Source organism: Butyricimonas sp., assembly GCF_019423355.1.
GTDB classification, from domain to species: Bacteria; Bacteroidota; Bacteroidia; order Bacteroidales; family Marinifilaceae; genus Butyricimonas; species Butyricimonas faecihominis.
Window position 1 is genome coordinate 1 of the sequence record NZ_JAHZBP010000012.1, and the last position, 18069, is coordinate 18069.

Annotated in this window: 15 protein-coding genes; 6 read left to right on the top strand and 9 right to left on the bottom strand. The window is 45.1% G+C overall.

The features are described from left to right. The first annotated feature begins 353 nt into the window (after positions 1-353). A complete protein-coding gene (locus QVC79_RS15010) occupies positions 354-569 on the top strand; it encodes a hypothetical protein (RefSeq protein ID WP_270595574.1) in 216 nt (71 codons plus the stop codon). A 49-nt stretch (positions 570-618) separates the two neighbouring features. Here QVC79_RS15010 and QVC79_RS15015 read toward each other — a convergent pair whose 3' ends face one another. From QVC79_RS15015 to QVC79_RS15025, 3 genes are all read right to left on the bottom strand, one after another. After that, entirely contained in the window at positions 619-2325 is a 1707-nt protein-coding gene (locus QVC79_RS15015) for an Acyl-CoA dehydrogenase C-terminal domain-containing protein (RefSeq protein ID WP_270595573.1), read from the bottom strand. 98 nt (positions 2326-2423) lie between these two features. Then, positions 2424-3443: an electron transfer flavoprotein subunit alpha/FixB family protein gene (locus QVC79_RS15020; RefSeq protein ID WP_124316075.1), complete on the bottom strand. Its 1020-nt coding sequence runs from the start codon at positions 3441-3443 to the stop codon at positions 2424-2426. A 99-nt stretch (positions 3444-3542) separates the two neighbouring features. After that, positions 3543-4415: an electron transfer flavoprotein subunit beta/FixA family protein gene (locus QVC79_RS15025; RefSeq protein ID WP_270595572.1), complete on the bottom strand. Its 873-nt coding sequence runs from the start codon at positions 4413-4415 to the stop codon at positions 3543-3545. A gap of 342 nt (positions 4416-4757) precedes the next feature. Here QVC79_RS15025 and lpdA point away from each other — a divergent pair, with 342 nt between their 5' ends. Beyond that, positions 4758-6149, top strand: coding sequence for a dihydrolipoyl dehydrogenase (gene lpdA, locus QVC79_RS15030; RefSeq protein WP_270595571.1), 1392 nt, complete (start codon positions 4758-4760; stop codon positions 6147-6149). 70 nt (positions 6150-6219) lie between these two features. Next, positions 6220-7602, top strand: a complete 1383-nt coding sequence (locus QVC79_RS15035; protein ID WP_124316078.1) for a C1 family peptidase — start codon at positions 6220-6222, stop codon at positions 7600-7602. Between the two features lie 66 nt (positions 7603-7668). On the opposite strand, the gene QVC79_RS15040 is transcribed toward QVC79_RS15035, so the two are convergent. From QVC79_RS15040 to QVC79_RS15060, 5 genes are all read right to left on the bottom strand, one after another. After that, positions 7669-8883, bottom strand: a complete 1215-nt coding sequence (locus QVC79_RS15040) for a sodium ion-translocating decarboxylase subunit beta (RefSeq protein WP_270595570.1) — start codon at positions 8881-8883, stop codon at positions 7669-7671. 47 nt (positions 8884-8930) lie between these two features. After that, positions 8931-9227, bottom strand: a complete 297-nt coding sequence (locus tag QVC79_RS15045) for a hypothetical protein (RefSeq protein WP_270595569.1) — start codon at positions 9225-9227, stop codon at positions 8931-8933. Positions 9228-9335: 108 nt separating this feature from the next. Continuing rightward, positions 9336-9764 carry a DUF8440 family protein gene (locus tag QVC79_RS15050; RefSeq protein WP_270595568.1) on the bottom strand — a complete coding sequence of 143 codons (429 nt, stop codon included), beginning with the start codon at positions 9762-9764 and terminating at the stop codon, positions 9336-9338. Positions 9765-9832: 68 nt separating this feature from the next. Then, entirely contained in the window at positions 9833-10651 is an 819-nt protein-coding gene (locus QVC79_RS15055) for a KilA-N domain-containing protein (protein WP_270595567.1), read from the bottom strand. A 24-nt stretch (positions 10652-10675) separates the two neighbouring features. Beyond that, on the bottom strand, positions 10676-11356 hold the full coding sequence (locus tag QVC79_RS15060; RefSeq protein WP_270595566.1) for a hypothetical protein: 681 nt from the start codon (positions 11354-11356) through the stop codon (positions 10676-10678). Positions 11357-11624: 268 nt separating this feature from the next. Between QVC79_RS15060 and QVC79_RS15065 the strand changes: the two genes are divergently transcribed. After that, positions 11625-12278 (top strand): hypothetical protein, encoded by a 654-nt coding sequence (locus tag QVC79_RS15065; protein WP_270595565.1) that lies wholly within the window; start codon positions 11625-11627, stop codon positions 12276-12278. A gap of 3 nt (positions 12279-12281) precedes the next feature. Here the strand turns inward: QVC79_RS15065 and QVC79_RS15070 are convergent, their stop codons facing one another. Next, positions 12282-14462 carry a glutamine synthetase III family protein gene (locus QVC79_RS15070; protein ID WP_270595564.1) on the bottom strand — a complete coding sequence of 727 codons (2181 nt, stop codon included), beginning with the start codon at positions 14460-14462 and terminating at the stop codon, positions 12282-12284. 284 nt (positions 14463-14746) lie between these two features. On the opposite strand from QVC79_RS15070, the gene QVC79_RS15075 reads away from it, so the two are divergent. Together QVC79_RS15075 and QVC79_RS15080 are read left to right on the top strand one after the other, a co-directional pair. Next, positions 14747-17038, top strand: coding sequence for a PAS domain-containing sensor histidine kinase (locus QVC79_RS15075; protein WP_270595563.1), 2292 nt, complete (start codon positions 14747-14749; stop codon positions 17036-17038). Positions 17039-17075: 37 nt separating this feature from the next. Beyond that, on the top strand, positions 17076-17948 hold the full coding sequence (locus tag QVC79_RS15080; protein WP_270595562.1) for a pyridoxamine kinase: 873 nt from the start codon (positions 17076-17078) through the stop codon (positions 17946-17948). Positions 17949-18069: the final 121 nt, after the last annotated feature.

An 18069-nucleotide genomic window follows, 5' to 3' on the forward strand; every position in this document is an offset into this window, starting at 1 on the left:
TCATCGTCCTTAATTTTTTTAGGTTCAAAATTAGTCGGTGAAGAATCCTTCGTCAGTACGCAAAACACGGAGGAACGACGCAATCTTTTTCCGTAACCGGATTTGTTGCGTGAGTTGTCGGTAACTCACTATATCACAATGCCTTGTTTTGCCATTCGCACCCATTTTGTTACCTATATGGTGTGGTTACGAACAAGTAACGTAGCGACGTCTTGACTTGGCTTCGGCAAGGATTATGGTGGCGTTGGAAATAATCGGCAGCTTAAATGAAACCTCTGTAAATCAAATCTATTACTACATTCTTCCGCATTCCACTTTTTTGTAGTAACTTTGTATATATAAAATAAACCATTATGATAGGAATCTACTTTATTATTATAGCCGTAATTATCGGCTTGGCTTTCTTAGGACTGGGAATATCCACTTTTTTCGGTAAGAAAAAGAAATTCCCGGATACCCACATCGGGAAAAATAAAGCCATGAAGGAACGAGGTATTAGTTGTGCTGCCACGACAGATCGCTTGGAAAGAGCAAATTATAAACCGATTGAAATAAAAAGAGCGGAATAAAAAAGGGAGGTTTTAAAAGCCTCCCTTTCTCATGACCATTTCGATCATATTATTTTTTATACATTCCCAAATCCTTCAATTCGAAATCATTGATAAATGCTGCATATCCGGCAACTTTTGACTGACCGTATTTCACGAAAATCTCGGCAGATTTAGCAAAACGATCGCAACGTTGAGAGTCTAATAATAACAGGTAACCCAAAATGATATATCCTGCCATTTCAACCAAACGACGTGCATGGAAATCCACGTATTCAGTTTCTCCAACAGCCGTTACTTTCGTCACGGCAGCCTCGAATGCCCCGGTCATTCCTTTTAATATCTCACGAACATATTCTTGTTCCGGACGGATAGGAGCCTGCTCGTATTCCTCACGGATTTGTTTCAGGAATTGTCCCGTGGTCACACCGCGAATGGCAGCCACGACCTGCAACTGAGAAGTTCCTTCGTAGATATTCGTGATACGTGCATCACGAACCAAACGTTCAATCGGGTAATCCTTCATGAACCCGGAACCTCCGTGTATCTGCAAAGCGTCGTAAGCAATCTCGTTTGCATACTCGCTGGAGAACAATTTCAATAGCGGGGTAAAGATATCGGCCAACTTCTGGTATTTCTTCATCTCCTCACGCTCTTCTTTGTTCAAGGTCCGCTCGTTAGCGATGTGCGTGTAAGCCTTGTACATATCTACAAAACGGCTCGTCTCGTAAAGCACTGAACGTGCAGCCTGTAATTTAGCCTCCATGTTGGTCAACATCTCGTATACAGCCGGGAATTCGATAATTGCTTTACCGAACTGACGTCTTTCTTGAGCATATTTCAAACCTTCACGGTAAGCAGCCTCTGCAATACCCACAGATTGAGCACCAACACCCAAACGGGCTCCGTTCATCAAAGACATCACGTACTTGATCAATCCAAGTTTACGCTCTCCCACCAATTCAGCCGGAGCATCCTTGAACACCAACTCACAAGTCGGAGAACCTTTGATACCCAATTTATTCTCGATACGACGAACCGTCATTCCGCCGTTAGCTTTGTCATAGATAAACATGGACAAACCACGTCCGTCATGCGTACCCTCTTCTGAACGGGCAAGTACCAATGAAATATGAGCGTCACCATTCGTGATGAAACGTTTCACTCCATTCAAATACCATTTACCGTCTTTCTCGCAATAGGTAGCTTTCAACTGTACAGACTGCAAATCCGATCCTGCATCCGGTTCGGTCAAGTCCATGGCGTAAGTATCCCCCTTTGCAGCACGGGGTAAGTACTGACGTTTTTGTTCCTCGTTGGCGAACTCGTGAATCGTTTCAGCACAATCCTGTAATCCCCAGATGTTAGCGAAACCACCATCACCACGGGAAACCAACTCTGCTGCCATCACGTAAGGAACCATAGGGAAGTTCAACCCGTCATACTCACGCGGTAATGACATACCGTACAATCCGGCCTGAGCCAGCATATCATGATTCTGTTGAGTTCCGGCAGCATATTTTACACGACCGTCAATCACTTCCGGTCCCTCGTGATCCACGCTCTCTGCATTTTCAGCCAGCACGTTACCACAAATATCTCCCACGATCTCCAACACTCTATCATAATTATCCATTGCATCCTCGAAATCACGCGGTGCGATCTCGCATTTCCCTGCATCCTCGAAATTGCGCTCTTTCAAAGCAACAATCTTCTGCATCAAGGGATGTCCCAAGTGGAACTTCAAATCCTCGTTATCTGTATAGAAATTTGCCATACCTTTTTTAATTTTAGATTTAGTGATTCTGTGATTTAATGATCTGCGATTCTGTGATTAAAAAATCACTCAATCGTCAATCTCTTAATCACTCAATATTATTTGCTGTTCTTCTTATAATACTGGATCATTTTTGGGATAACCACGTTCAAGTCACCCGTGATCACGTAATCGGCAAATTTATTAATCGGAGCGTTTGCATCCGTGTTAATAGCAATTACCATAGAAGACTCTTCCATTCCGGCAGTATGCTGGATCTGTCCGGAGATACCGCAAGCAATATATAATTTAGGACGAACCGTTGTTCCTGTCTGTCCGATCTGACGTTCGTGTTCGCAGAACCCGGCATCAACAGCAGCACGAGAAGCACCAACTTCCCCGCCTAAAACAGAAGCCAACTCGTATAATAAGTTAAAGTTCTCTTTAGAACCAACACCGTATCCTCCGGCAACAATGATCGGGGCAGCCTTGATATTCACTTTGGATTTTTCCATGTGACGCTCGATCACCTTTACCACCAAGTCGGTATCATCCAAATACTCGTCCACGTTCAATTTCTTCACTTCTCCCTGATGTTGAAGATTGAAGATTTCTTTCTTCATCACACCTTCGCGAACCGTAGCCATCTGCGGACGACATTCCGGGTTCACGATCGTGGCCACGATATTTCCTCCGAATGCCGGACGAATTTGGTATAACAAATTCTCGTATTTCTTTCCGCTCTTGGCATCGGTATATTCACCGATTTCAAGACTCGTACAGTCGGCCGTCAAACCGCTATGTAATGCAGAGGACACACGAGGACCTAAATCACGTCCCACACTGGTTGCTCCCATCAAAGCCACTTGCGGTTTCTCAGCGTCAAACAAACGTACCAACATCTTCGTGTGGGGTAACGTCGTGTAAGGAGCCAGACGAGCATCGTCACCTACCCAAAGTACGTCCACTCCATAAGGGAATACTTGTTTTTCAACATCTTTCAGTCCTTCGCCCAAAGCGATAGCTTCCAGCTTCACGCCAAGTTTTGTTGCAAGGGCACGTCCTTTGGTCAATAATTCGAGACTCACGTCAGCAACCGTACCCTCTTCTATTTCGCAATATACAAATACACTGTTCATATCATTTAAAATTTTAGATTTTAGATTTTAGATTTTGTAAATTCCAATTGCCTCGTTTCAGAAGTTTTCAATTTAAAACTTACAATTTAAAATCTAAAATTACCCGATTGTATGGTTAGTTATCAACTCTTTCATCATGGCATCCAATTCAGCATCCGTACCGGAAAGTACTTTAGCCTCTTTCGCTTGGAACACCACACTCTCGATATTCTTTACCTTGGTCGGAGATCCGCTCAAACCGAGATCTTCCGGACTGCTCTGAATATCATTCACGCTCCATTCGGTCAATTTCAAATACGGACGTTCGTTCACCAGTGCAAAATAATCCTCGTTGGCATCCTGTGCCTCCTGAGTACCCTTTGCGTTCTTGTATTTCATCACGAAACGTGCGTTTCTCGGACGACAAAGAGCGGCAGAACCGTTCACGGTCACCACGCAAGGCATCGGGCAAGTAGCCACTTCAATACCTCTTTCCAAACGACGTTTGATCGTCACGATTTTCCCGTCACAACCTTGAATTTCTTCAGCATAGGTAACCTGCGGTAAAGCCAACTTCTCAGCCACCTGCGGACCTACCTGAGCGGTATCCCCATCAATAGCCTGACGACCGCAAATGATCAGATCATATTCCAAATTGCGTAATGCGCAAGACAAAGCGTAAGAAGTTGCCAACGTATCCGAACCGGCAAAAGCGCGATCAGACAATAAATAACCTCCATCTGCACCCCGGTACATAGCCTCACGGATGATCTCGGCAGCACGGCCGGGTCCCATCGTCAGTACATGAACGGTTGTCCCTTCAATTGTATCTTTTAATCTTAAAGCTTGCTCTAAAGCATTTAAATCCTCAGGATTGAAGATGGCAGGTAAAGCTGCCCTGTTTACAGTTCCGTCTGCTTTCATCGCATCTTTCCCCACGTTTCTCGTATCGGGAACCTGCTTAGCAAGAACAACAATTTTTAGTCCTTTCATATTAATATCCAATTTTATGTTCCAAGTGACATGAAGTATTCCTTTGATCTACAACCAGAGACATGAATTCACGCTACGAAATACTCCATATACCAAATATTTTCAACACTAATAAAATTTTAAGCGTGTAAAGATACTATTTCAACTTATAAAACCAAAATTTTAACATCAACTCTTACCCAAATGACCATATAAACCATTGAAATAAAATATATAACACACAGACATTTGCGCAAGAATCGACTTTTGGAGTGATTTTATTTTCTATTCTAAACAAATCCCCTAATTTTGTGTCCCGATGATTCAACACTAAAATTATTCACATTATTAAAAATATAAGAAATGAAATACGACTTAATCGTGATTGGTAGTGGTCCCGGAGGATACGTGGCTGCCATTCGTGCGTCTCAACTAGGAATGACCGTGGCCGTCGTAGAACGTGCCGAACTGGGAGGTATTTGCCTGAACTGGGGATGTATTCCCACGAAATCCCTGCTTAAATCCGCACAAGTGTTGGAATACGCCCATCACGCTGCAGATTACGGGGTAAAGATCGAGAATGCCGCACCCGATTTCGATGCCATCATCGCTCGCAGCCGGGGTGTTGCCGACAAGATGAGCAAAGGGATTCAATACTTGTTCAAAAAGAATAACATCACCGTGATCGAAGGTCATGGAAAACTGACCGCGGAGAAAACCGTAGAGGTTACAAATGCTGCCGGAGAAAAGACCATTTTCGAGGCTCAACATATCGTTCTAGCCACGGGCGCCCGTTCCCGTCAGTTACCGAATATCCCTCAGGATGGAAAACGGATTATCGGTTACCGTCAGGCCTTAACTCTTGACCACAAGCCGGAATCCATGATCGTGGTAGGCTCCGGGGCAATCGGTTCCGAATTGGCATACTTCTACAACGCCATGGGTACCAAAGTATTGTTGGTTGAATTCATGCCGACCATCCTGCCGCTTGAAGACGAGGAAGTATCCAAACAAGTAGGTCGTTCTTTCAAGAAAGCTGGAATCGACGTGATGGTGAAATCTTCCGTGGAAAGCGTTGAAAGCGGAGAAGGTTTGTTGAAAGTGAACATCAAAAACAAGAAAGGCGAGATCGAAGTACACGAGGCTGAAATCGTGTTGTCTGCCGTGGGTATCGCCCCGAACGTGGAAAACATCGGTCTGGAAGAATTGAATATTGAAATGGAAAGAGGTCGTGTAAAAGTAGACGACTATTACCGCACGAATGTGGAAGGCGTTTACGCTATCGGTGACATTGTTCATGGCCCGGCATTGGCTCACGTGGCATCTGCCGAAGCTATCTGCTGCGTGGAACACATCGCGGGAGTACACACGGAACCGATCGATTATACCAACATCCCCGGATGTACCTACACGACACCGGAAGTTGCATCTGTCGGCCTGAACGAGGCAAAAGCGCTTGAAGCCGGTTATGAAATCAAGATCGGTAAATTCCCGTTCACCGCATCAGGCAAAGCGAGTGCAGCCGGGGCAAACGAAGGATTCATCAAATTGATCTTCAATGCTGCCGACAATACCCTGCTGGGCGCTCACATGGTAGGTATGAACGTGACCGAAATGATTGCTGAAATGGTACTTGCCCGCAAGGTAAAAGCTACCGCTCATGACATCATCAAAACGGTTCACCCGCACCCGACAATGAGCGAGGCCGTGATGGAGGCTGCTGCTGCCGCTTACGACGAAGTAATCCATATTTAGTTGCAGCGCAACGTTACAGGTTACAAGTTGACAGGTTACAGGTTTAATAAAATTCAATAATAAATAAACTATGAAGAAAATACAAGTTACATTAGTTACTTTATTACTGACCGGGGCGTCGCTATGCGCCCAAACGATCGGTGAAAAAGAACTGAATGACATCAAGGGAAGCTTCCAGAAAGACGCTTCCACGAAAGCCATTCAGAACGTGTTGACCAATGACAAGAATATCCGGGATAACGCCCTTAACCGGGAGATTCAAGGAAAAATAGACCATTATTTCAAATATCGGGTAAAAGTACAGGGTATCACGGATCAGCAAAGTTCCGGACGCTGCTGGATGTTTACTTCCATGAACGTGTTACGTCCGAGCATCATCGAGAAATACAACCTCACGGGATTCGATTTCTCTCACAACTATCTCTATTTTTGGGATATGTTCGAAAAATCCAATCTTTTCTTGGAGAATATGATTGCCACAGCCAACAAGCCGATGGACGACAGGGACGTGACCTTCATGTTCCAAGCTCCCGTGGGTGATGGCGGTGTATGGAATCTTTATTACAACCTAGGAGAAAAATACGGTGTTGTACCCAAGGAAGTCATGCCGGAAACCGCTCACTCGAACAACACGAGTGCCATGGGATCATTGATCAACGAGCGTCTCCGCAAGGGTGGTTATACCATTCGAGAAATGGCCGCTCAAGGCAAAAAAATCAAAGAACTACGTGCAGAGAAAGTATCTGTTTTGAAAGATATCTATCGCATTTTGGCTCTCTGCTTAGGTGAACCGCCAACCACGTTCACTTGGAGATACAAGGACAGAAACGGGGAGATCAAGGAACTGGCAAACTACACGCCTCAACAATTCTACAAGGAGATCACACCTGCTGATTATAACCCGAAGAATTACATCATGATCATGAACGACCCGACCCGGGAATATTATAAAGTATATGATATTCAAAACTACCGGAACACGATTGAAGGTATCAACTGGGTATACTTGAACCTGCCGAACGAGGACATCAAAGAAGCCGCTATCGCATCCATCAAAGGGAACGAGGCCATGTACACCTCCAGCGACGTGGGCAAGTATTTCAACCGGGAAACCGGAATCCTCGATCCGGAAATGTACGACTACAATTCATTGATGGGCGTAGATTTCTCCATGGACAAGAAAACCCGCATCCTGACCCGCCAAAGCGGTTCCGCCCACGCCATGTCATTAGTTGCCGTGGACGTTGACGCGAACGGCAAACCCACGAAATGGGAATTCGAGAACAGTTGGGGACCGCAAGCCGGACACAACGGTTATCTCACCTTCACCGACAAATGGTTTGACGAATACATCTTCCGGGTAGTTATTCACAAAAAATACTTGGGAGAAAAAGCATTGAAAGCATTAGATCAGAAACCGATTTTGCTGCCGATGTGGGACTATATGTTCTAAAAGAAATTCAAACAAAAAGCATAACGCCCGGAGGGATCTCCGGGCGTTACTTTTCAAAAACACTTACTATAAATACGGAATAAAAGAAACATATACTCCGGTGATAATAGCGGAAGTAATCACTCCCGAAATATTAGCACCCAGAGCATCTCCTAATATAAAGGATTCAGGATTTTCTTTACTGACTATTTTCTGAGCCACCTTTGCCGTGGTCGGCACGCAACTGACGGCTGCAATACCAATAACAGGATTGTAATTTCCTTTCTTGATAAAGTACATCACATAACCACCGATAATACCACCGATACCGGAGAGTAGTAATGCCAGCACACTCAAAATCAATAATTTGATAATATTGGGATCAAGTAACAAATGCGCATCGCACAAAACACCCAGTAACATTCCCAACATGAACGTTGACCCGTACAGCAACGGCCCACTCACAAAGTCATAAACATGCTTCATCCCGGACTCACGAACGGCAACCCCGATAAACAACGAGAAGAAAAGAGGGGAAGCCACGGGAAACATAAAGCACAACACGGCACAAAGAATGACGGCAAAAGCTAGTTTTACCTTGGCCCCGTATTGCTTCGGCTCCTTTCGATTGGTCATTTTAATCGCACGCAGACGTTGCGGGATCAACAACTTAACCAGATACGGATACCCTCCATACGTTAATCCCAAATACAAGTAAGCCACCACGGTAATCGGTACGAACAGATGTTTGGCAAGCACCAGAGAAGTGAACAAGACCATCGGTCCGTCAGCTCCACCTACCATGGCAACGGAGGCACTCTCTTTCAACGTCAACCCCATAGCCGACGCGATCGGCACCGTCAAGAATGTCCCAAGTTCCGCACACAAGGCTAGAAATATGCTGACAAAAGGCCTCTGGAGCAAATACCCGACATCCAATAGCGTCCCAATCCCCATAAACACGAAACAGGCTATCAACCCATTACTAAATGTCAGGGTATATATCGGTTGCAGGAAGTCAATCTGCATCACATTCATCAACTCATCGGTATCCGAGAGCATCGGGTCCAAGAAAAGATTCCCCAACGAACCATCAGGCATGATCAACGTTCCACAATTAATCGCGATCATACCCAATCCCATCGGGATCATAATCATCGGCTCAAGAATTCCCTTCCATCCCAAATAGATCAACAAAAAACCAATAATGACCAGCACTACACGGGCAATGGCAAGAAACCATCCGCCAGCAACCATCGTTCCAATACCTTGGAATAAATTAAGAACATCTATATTTTCCATCGTAATATAAATCTGATAAGACTATCGAAAAATACGCCCCATCCAAATTAAACAGCGGCTCTTTTATCGGATTTCACACTGGAAACAACCTCTTGCAAACGATGAGCCGTATGTTGATTTTTCTCGGCAACCAACTTCTCTCTCCCGGATTGAACCGCAACGGGCACCGTCTGATGGTGTAATTTCTTGGCTCTTTTTATCTCTGCAAGTTCCTCTCTATGTAATTGACAAAAATCAAGGAGATCAGCCCAAGAAGCAATTATTTTTATAATCAAGGCAACAAAAAAACCAATAAAGAAGGTAATGATCAACATTACAAACGTGAATAAAAATAAATTAGACATAGCGATATAAATTTAAATATGAATAACGTAAATAAATAAAATGAACACACACCTCATCACAGCTACCCGACCGGATATCTGCACGTACACTCATAAATAAATCAGACACTAAATAATTATTTCTCTCAATGTGTAGACAAAATACCTGCACGATGATTTCACGAAACAATAATGATAATATAAATTTTTCGTGTCCCGACTAGTCAACGGAACATCGTAGAAAGACAACATTAAGATCGTAGATGCGAACTTTAAACTTCGGGAAGGATTCGTCCCTCTCGGACCGGAGGAAGAAGACAGCGATGTATCATCTCTCCTTAAATTAACGGCATCCAGTCCTTCAAACGAAAAACGCCATTCATTGGCAAGCGTTTGTCTGGAATGCGAAGACAGCTCGCAAGTATGCTCCGCATCATCGGCATATTGCTCTGTAACAGTCTGCACGCTTGAGGATAACTGTCCCCTTTTGTCTGAAATTTCATTCAAACAAAAAATAGCCACAAAGCCAATTAATATGCCTATAATGAATTTTTTCATTGCGGGCACAAACTTACAATTATTCTATGTGAATTGTCAATTTTTCAGACACATTTTTTTGAGCAATTTTATTTCATCAGCTTCCTTCCGTCCATGTCCGCCAACACTCGCATTTGCTGGATGGCAATCCGGTTTAATTTCAACAAACGCTCTTGTTGAGCCATACCTTCCTGAATAAAAACGGCATTCAAGTTTTCCATGTTCGAAAGGCAGATCAATTCATTGATCGTGGCATAATCCCGAATATTACCTTTCAAATCCGGATGCGCCTCCCGCCATTCGAAAGCCGTCATCCCGAACATGGCCACGTTCAGTACGTCAGCCTCATTGGCATACACTTGAGAAACCCGTGCCGGAGAAAGCTCTTCCGGGATCAGATTTTGCTTAATCGCATCCGTGTGGATATGGTAGTTGATTTTTGAAAGCTCCCGTTTGGCCGACCAACCGAGTTGAGCTTGCTCCTGTTCTTTCAGACGCTGGAATTCCTTGATCAAGTATAATTCAAATTCCACGGAAACCCAACTGGCAAATTTAAACGCAATATCCCTTTGGGCGTACGTGCCTCCTCCTGCCCCATTTTTTGTGATAATACCAATAGCTCCCGTTGTTTCCACCCAACGAGACGGACTCATGGTGAAAGCATTGTTTCCCGCCTCGTTCAAAAGGGGGTCGAATTCGACCCCTTTAAAATTGAGATTATTCAATTTCTCCCACAGACCAAGATATTCCAAAGTATTCTTTACCCTCATCCAATTCTTCACCACATCTTTAGGCTCAACCGGGTTCTTCTGACGAGCAATATCTGTGATACAGATGTAGTCTATTCCATTTTCCTGTAACGTCCGGATCATCGTGTCCCGAACCTGTATAACCGCCTTTTTTACCATTTATCCAGTTTTTTAATTTTCAAGTTATCCATTGCATTTCAAACACACCGAATCAGAAGTGTCCTTCCCATCCGCCGCTCGGGCAAAAACATAAACAACCAGCCCCTCCACTTCGGCCTCTTCCGGAAAATCCATGCTCTCGTTCCAATCCTCCCCACGCATTCCTAATCGCATCACTTTACAGGAATACGTCGCTTCGTGAAGAAGTACGCCATAAATCTCGTCATCCCAAAAACAATCAATTGCCTCCACGGCCATTCCTTGATGCGAGAAATGCACCTTCCGGCTCTCGGTCTCCACCTTGCAAACAACTACCGGACTGACAAGCGCACCCGCCGCCACGCGAAGTTTCGAGTAATCAATAATACCCCGGTATTCCTGAATAGCTTTCTTATAGCGGACTATCGGTTTCATGGGATTAACCTTTTCAACCGTCACGGCCGTTGTCACGTTCGCACTCGTGAACCCGTTAAAGCCTTTCGGGTATTGATTTCCCGGAAATCCCAATCGAATCGCCCGAGCCATCCATCCCTTTCTACTCACCACAACAGCAAACGCCGCAGCCTGTTGCTTTTGCGACTCCGTGCTAGGTTTACGAGAAATACTCGCACCTTTACAATAATTCTTACCGTTAGCCCGCACATAGGCAACCACGTTTCCGAATTTTCCCCGCACCTGACCAATAGAGTTTACAAATTCCGCCATAATCCTTTTATTTAATTAAGACCCGCAATATACGACAATTAATTCTAAAATAAAGCTAAGTAGTAGAAAAGTTGAAATAAAAATTTATCTTCATTTTTTGAAGAATACCGAATCAATACCTTTATGAACCTTATAGATACCTTATAGAAACCTTATATGAACCTTATATATAATAAGGTTCATAAAGTATAGGTATTGTTTATTCAAAATATTATTATTACTATTGCACCGGTATTCATCAATTATTCATTTTTAAATCAGTATTGACATGGACATAACCTCTCCTCTATTTTTAGCCATACTTGCAAACGGCCCGGTTAAAGTCGACGGGTATACTTATTTCTTGTACGGAGGGAAAGTCCGGAAATGCAAATCCACCCGGGGACCCAGAAAATCCAGAACAGAGGGAGAGAAGCAAACCACGGACCGATTCACGGAAGCCCGCAAAATGTGGAAAATTTACAAACGGGCTATCGGGGACTTACTAATATGGCGAATCGCGGCCCGGGAGAGAGGGGTTTCCAAGAGCGACTCTTTATTCCATTCAACCAACGGGGGATGCCTACTCCCGGGCAAAGGAGTATGGGCATTCAAAACTTTCCGTTTTTCCATGGGAACACTAGAAGCCCCCGTCATCACCGGCACGGAACGCAACGGGTGGACGGTCACCTTGAACTGGGAAAACGGTATTGATTGCCCGAAAGCAAGTTCGTCAGACCAAGTGTTCGTGGGCTATTTCTACGACACGCTACGACGTTCTCCCCGTCTACTTCGTGACATACCCGCTCGCAGGGGCGACGAAAGCGTAACCATAGAAATCCCCTCCGGGGATCAACCGGAAGGGACACCACTACATCTTTATTTATTTTTTGGAGATAGCGAACTCGCCCGATTTTCACCCAGCGAGTACGCTCAAGTATAAAATCTACCGGGAGAACAACAGTTCCCGGTATTTCGGCAACGGCCAGATCTCGTCGTCCACGAGTAATTCCAGCTTATCCACGTGATAACGGATCTTCTCCAGATAGGGGCGAACCTTTTCCGTGTATTCCTCGGCCCGTGCCACTTCGTCGGCAATCGCGTTGGCTTGTTTGCGAGCTTCCGTCATATCAGACACCATCGTCTGGATCTCCCGGATATGATAGGAAATCGTGCGGATGGCCTCGATTTGCACGTCAGCCACGGATTCATAATCCGGCAAGATATTCTTCAGCGCTGTCACGTTCGTCAACAGAGTATTCTGGTAAGTGATCGCGGTCGGGATAATATGATTCAACACGAGATCACCCAAAACACGAGATTCTATCTGCAATTTCTTCAAATAAATTTCATTCTTGATCTCGAAACGCGCTTCTAGCTCCCGTTCACTCAATATCCCGTTGTCCACGAACAACCGCTTAGCCTTCTCCGAGCAATAAGCCTTTAAAGCCGGGATACAATCCACCACCGTGGACAATCCCCGACGGGCGGCTTCTTCCCTCCATTCCTTGCTGTAACCATTCCCCTCGAAACGTACGGGTTTGGACTCGATGATGTATTTACGCAATATCTGGAAAATTGCCTCGTCTTTCTTAACGCCTTTCTCGATTAAAGCATCCGTTTCTTTTTTAAAAGCAATCAACTGCTCGGCAACAGCGGCATTCAACGCAATCATCGGTCCCCCGCAATTGGCTGACGACCCCACCGCACGAAATTCAAAACGATTCCCGGTGAACGCGAAAGGCGACGTACGGTTACGGTCCGTGTTATCCAACATGATCTCCGGAATTTTACCCACGTTCAATTTCAACTCGGTCTTCTCGTCCGGACTCATCTTTCGGTCGCTCACCTTCTCCACCAACTCGTCGAGCATTCCCGACAAGTAATTCCCCAAGAACACGGACATAATTACCGGTGGCGCCTCGTCTCCTCCCAGCCGGGCCTCGTTTCCTTGCGACACGATCGATGCTTTCAGCAAATCACCATGTTCATACACGGCCTTGATTGTCGATACCAGAAAGATCAAGAACTGCATGTTCGATTTCGGGTTCTTACCCGGTGACAATAGGTTCACTCCCGTGTTCGTCAACAACGACCAGTTATTGTGTTTACCCGAACCGTTCACCCCCTTGTAGGGTTTCTCGTGCAACAGCACCCGGAAATTATGACGACGAGCCACTTTCTTCATGGTGGACATCAACAGCTGGTTATGATCGACAGCCAGATTCGCCTCTTCAAAAATCGGGGCGCACTCGAACTGATTCGGGGCCACCTCGTTATGGCGGGTCTTGATCGGGATTCCCAAGCAATGGCACTCGTATTCCAGCTCTTCCATGAAAGCCGTAACCCGTGCCGGGATCGAGCCGAAATATTGATCCTCCAGCTGTTGATCCTTCGCGGAAGAATGCCCCATGAGCGTGCGACCACATAATTTCAGGTCAGGACGGGCATTATACAGGGCCTCATCCACCAAAAAATATTCCTGCTCCCACCCCAGCGTGGCAATCACTCGCTGCACGTCTTTATCGAAATACTGGCAAATATCCACCGCTGCCCGGTCGATCATGGCCAACGATTTCAACATCGGTGTCTTAAAATCAAGCGCTTCTCCCGTGTAAGCCACGAATATCGTGGGAATACACAACGTGCGATTGTTAATAAAAGCCGGGGAAGCCGGGTCCCAAGCCGTGTAACCGCGAGCCTCGAACGTGTTACGAATTCCCCCGTTCGGGAAACTGGATGCATCGGGTTCTTGCTGGACAAGTAGTCGCCCGTCAAACGATTCGATCACGTCACCATCCGGCAACAAATCAATAAAAGAATCATGTTTCTCTGCCGTGGCACCGTTCAAGGGATGAAACCAGTGCGTGTAGTGAGTAACGCCCCGCTCAACGGCCCAAGCTTTCATCGCGGCGGCCACCTGATCGGCTAAACCGCGATCAATCGCCAATCCTTCTGACATGGCTTTTTCCAACTTTTTGTAAGCCTCGATGGAAAGATAGTGGCGCATTTTGTCCATTGAAAACACGTTTTCTCCAAACACGACAGAACACCTAGGACGTTCCCCGCACTCCACGGGTTTACGACGGGCAATCTCTTGTAAAGCTAAGAATCTAAATTTCGCCATAAATTTGCATTTTTAGAATTGTACCCTATATTTTCAGGGGTCAAATATATAAAATATTATTTATTTTGAGCAAACACCCCTATATTTTATAACACAATTCTCAAAATTTATATTATTATCAAGACATACCCCCTAAAAAACACACCCCGCTTATTTATATTCCCTTTATAATATCCGCATCCATAAAAATAAACAATCATCTGAATGACTACATAAACAAAAAAAACGTACATTTGAAAAATATCTCGACACAGGGGATAAAGGCACACAAAATAGCATTATTTATGTCAGAATATTTTTCAACTTCCGGTACAAAGCTTTCGGCGGAAATGCAAGAGGCTATACTAGCCGCAACCCCGAACATGATGGTCATCTTTGATGACTCGTATCATCTGGTTGGCTTGCACAACCCCATTCTCGAACATATTCCTTATCCCCCGGAAGAGATGGTCGGCAAAACATTGGAAGAACTCATCGAAGAACCGGAAAGCCGAAACCACTTTCACGAACAACTGCAAAAGACGAGAGAGGGAAAAACTCCCCGATATTTTGACATCTATCTCCCGGTTAAAAACACGAAGTACTTTTTTGATGTTCACACGGCCCTCCTTCCGAATAATCAAGTAATCGCGTTCATGCGAGACATCACCGATTACACGTTGAGAAAAACAGAGACAGAAAAATTACAGCTCTTTTTAAGCCGGGTACTTGAAAGCATCGAGTTCCCCATTTCAATCAAAGACATGAACACGGAACGTTATATATTCTGGAGTGAACGATCAAGCATATTCGGACGCACAGCCGAAGAGATGATCGGGAACACGGAAGAACGATTCACGACCAAAGAACAAGCCCGAAAGATGCAAGAATTCGACCGGAAACTTGCCGCGGAAAAAGCATCTTACCAAGGGGCCGAAAAATTCATCCTCGCCGACGGTCAAGAACACACGTTGCTAATCACCAAGCACCTATTCACGGAAGATAACATGAACTGGCTCGTGTGTACTTCACTGGACATAAGTAATATGCAAAAACAACAGGAAGAAATCAAATCCCTTACCCAAAAATTGATTCTCGCCCTGAATATCACGAAACATGCCCTCTGGATGTACGACATCGAAGAGCAAGTGTTTGTAACCAACTCCCTGCAATTAAAAGGTATTTACAGGGAAACCCTTGAATGGGACTTGAAAATACCCATGATCAAATTTTATAACGCCATTCATCCGGATGACCGAGAACGTGTGGCGAAAGAATTCAACAATCTTATCCGCGGGAAAGTGTACCGGATAAGATTCACCTTCCGGGCCGATTTCAGACACTGCGGAAATTATAAATGGGTCGAGATTAACGCCTTGCAGGAAGAGGACGGAACACACAAAAACACCAATCGTCTAATAGGAACCTCCTGCTCCATCGACGATTACAAGAGACTGGAAACCTCGTTGAGAGATGCCAAGGAAGAACTGGAAATCACAAATTCCTCGCTTTCCTCAGTCCTCAGCCTAGCCCATGTTCTCCCGTGGGATTGCGATGTCCCGTCGCTAACCTTTTCCTGTGATTACGACATCTATCATCATGAAGATGCTCTTTTCGCCATTGACGGTAAATATTACTGTAAAGTCGAAAAGTACATCAATTCTATACATCCTAACTACCGGGAACATATGCGTGACGTGTTCAATGAACTCTTGTCAGGCAAACGCAAGGAATTTCACGAGGAGTACCTCGTGCATTGGTACAATGACCGGGAATACGAGTGGATCAACAAGCAAGGAACCGTTTATGAATATGACAGCGCAGGCAAACCGAAAACCATTATCGGGTCAAGTATCGTGATCACGGAACGCAAACAAATGGAACAAAAGCTATTACACGCCAAGGAACAGGCCGAGGAAAGCAACCGTTTGAAATCCGCGTTCTTGGCAAACATGAGCCATGAAATCCGGACTCCCCTCAACTCGATCGTGGGCTTTTCCGAGATACTCGCCATAACTGAAAATGAAGCGGAAAGACTGGAGTACATCAAGATTATTAAAAACAACAATAACCTGTTGCTACAATTGATCAACGATATTCTTGATCTTTCTAAAATTGAAGCGGGAACACTGGAATTCGTGTACTCGGAAGTAGATATTAATAATCTCATCGAAGAAATTGCTCAAGCCACCCAACTTAAAATGATGAATCCCGATGTCACGTTCAGCGTGAAAGAACGTTTACCGCAATGTATCATCAAAACGGAACGTAATCGCGTGTCCCAAGTCATAAACAACTTCATCACGAATGCCATCAAATTTACCCACCGGGGAAGTATCAAACTCGGTTACAAGCTATCGTCACCCGACACGCTCTATTTTTACGTGTCCGACACGGGTTGCGGCATCGCCCCCGACAAAAGAGAAAAGGTGTTCGATCGCTTTATCAAACTGAACAACTTCGCTCAAGGGACAGGACTTGGATTAGCCATCAGTGAAATGATTATCACGAAATTAGGCGGTGAAATAGGCGTCGAATCTGAAGAAGGCCAAGGTTCCACGTTCTGGTTTACCTTGCCGTATGTTCCACTGAAATAAATTTATTACCTTTGGGGGATAAAGAAAACGATTAATCATGAAGAAAATTGCCGCCATTCACGACCTGTCTGGCTACGGAAGGGCTTCATTGACCGTGGCCATCCCCATACTGACACACATGGGATTTCAGGTTTGCCCTCTTCCCACCGCCATACTCTCCGCTCATAGCGAATACAAGGATTTCCGCTCGTTGGACCTGACCGATTACATGGAAAGTTTCATCTCTCACTGGAAAGAGCTGCAACTCCAGTTTGACGCCATTTACACGGGGTACTTGGCTTCCGTGAAACAAATGGGCATCGTCAGTGATTTCTTCGAACATTTCAAGAATGACCAAAATTTCATTCTCGTCGATCCCGTACTAGGAGACCACGGGGAATTATATTCCAGCATGACACCCGACATGGTGGAAGGGATGCGTAAACTATGTTCCCAAGCAAAGGTGATCACCCCGAACTTGACGGAAGCCGCCTTTTTGCTAGGCTACAACCCGCGGCAGGAAATCTCCGTGGAAACCGCGATACAATGGAGCAAACAGCTGAGCGAACTCGGCCCGGAACACGTGATTATCACCTCCGCCCCCGGAAGCAACGCGGAGAACGTGGCCACGCTCGCTTACAACCGATTGGATCAACGAACTTGGCGAGTGTTGTGTGATTATATCCCGGCCTCGTATCCCGGCACGGGCGATGCCTTCGCCAGCGTGATCACTGGCTGTATGCTCAACGGAGACAGTCTCCCGGAAGCCCTCGACCGGGCCGTACACTTTATCAATATGGGAATTAAAGCCACCTTCGGTTACGCTCACAATCCTCTTGACGGCATGAACCAAGAAAAAGTACTCCACTACCTCAACGAACCATTACCTTATTACAAGTATGAACTCGTTGAGACAATTGAAAAAGTTTAGAATTTAAAGTTTAGAATTTAGAATGAAATGTTTCCCGAAGACGGTGAGTATTCCAACTCTCCCTCTGTTTATAGAGGGAGTACCCAAAGGGGGAGGGAGTTCAATCTAAAATCATAAATCA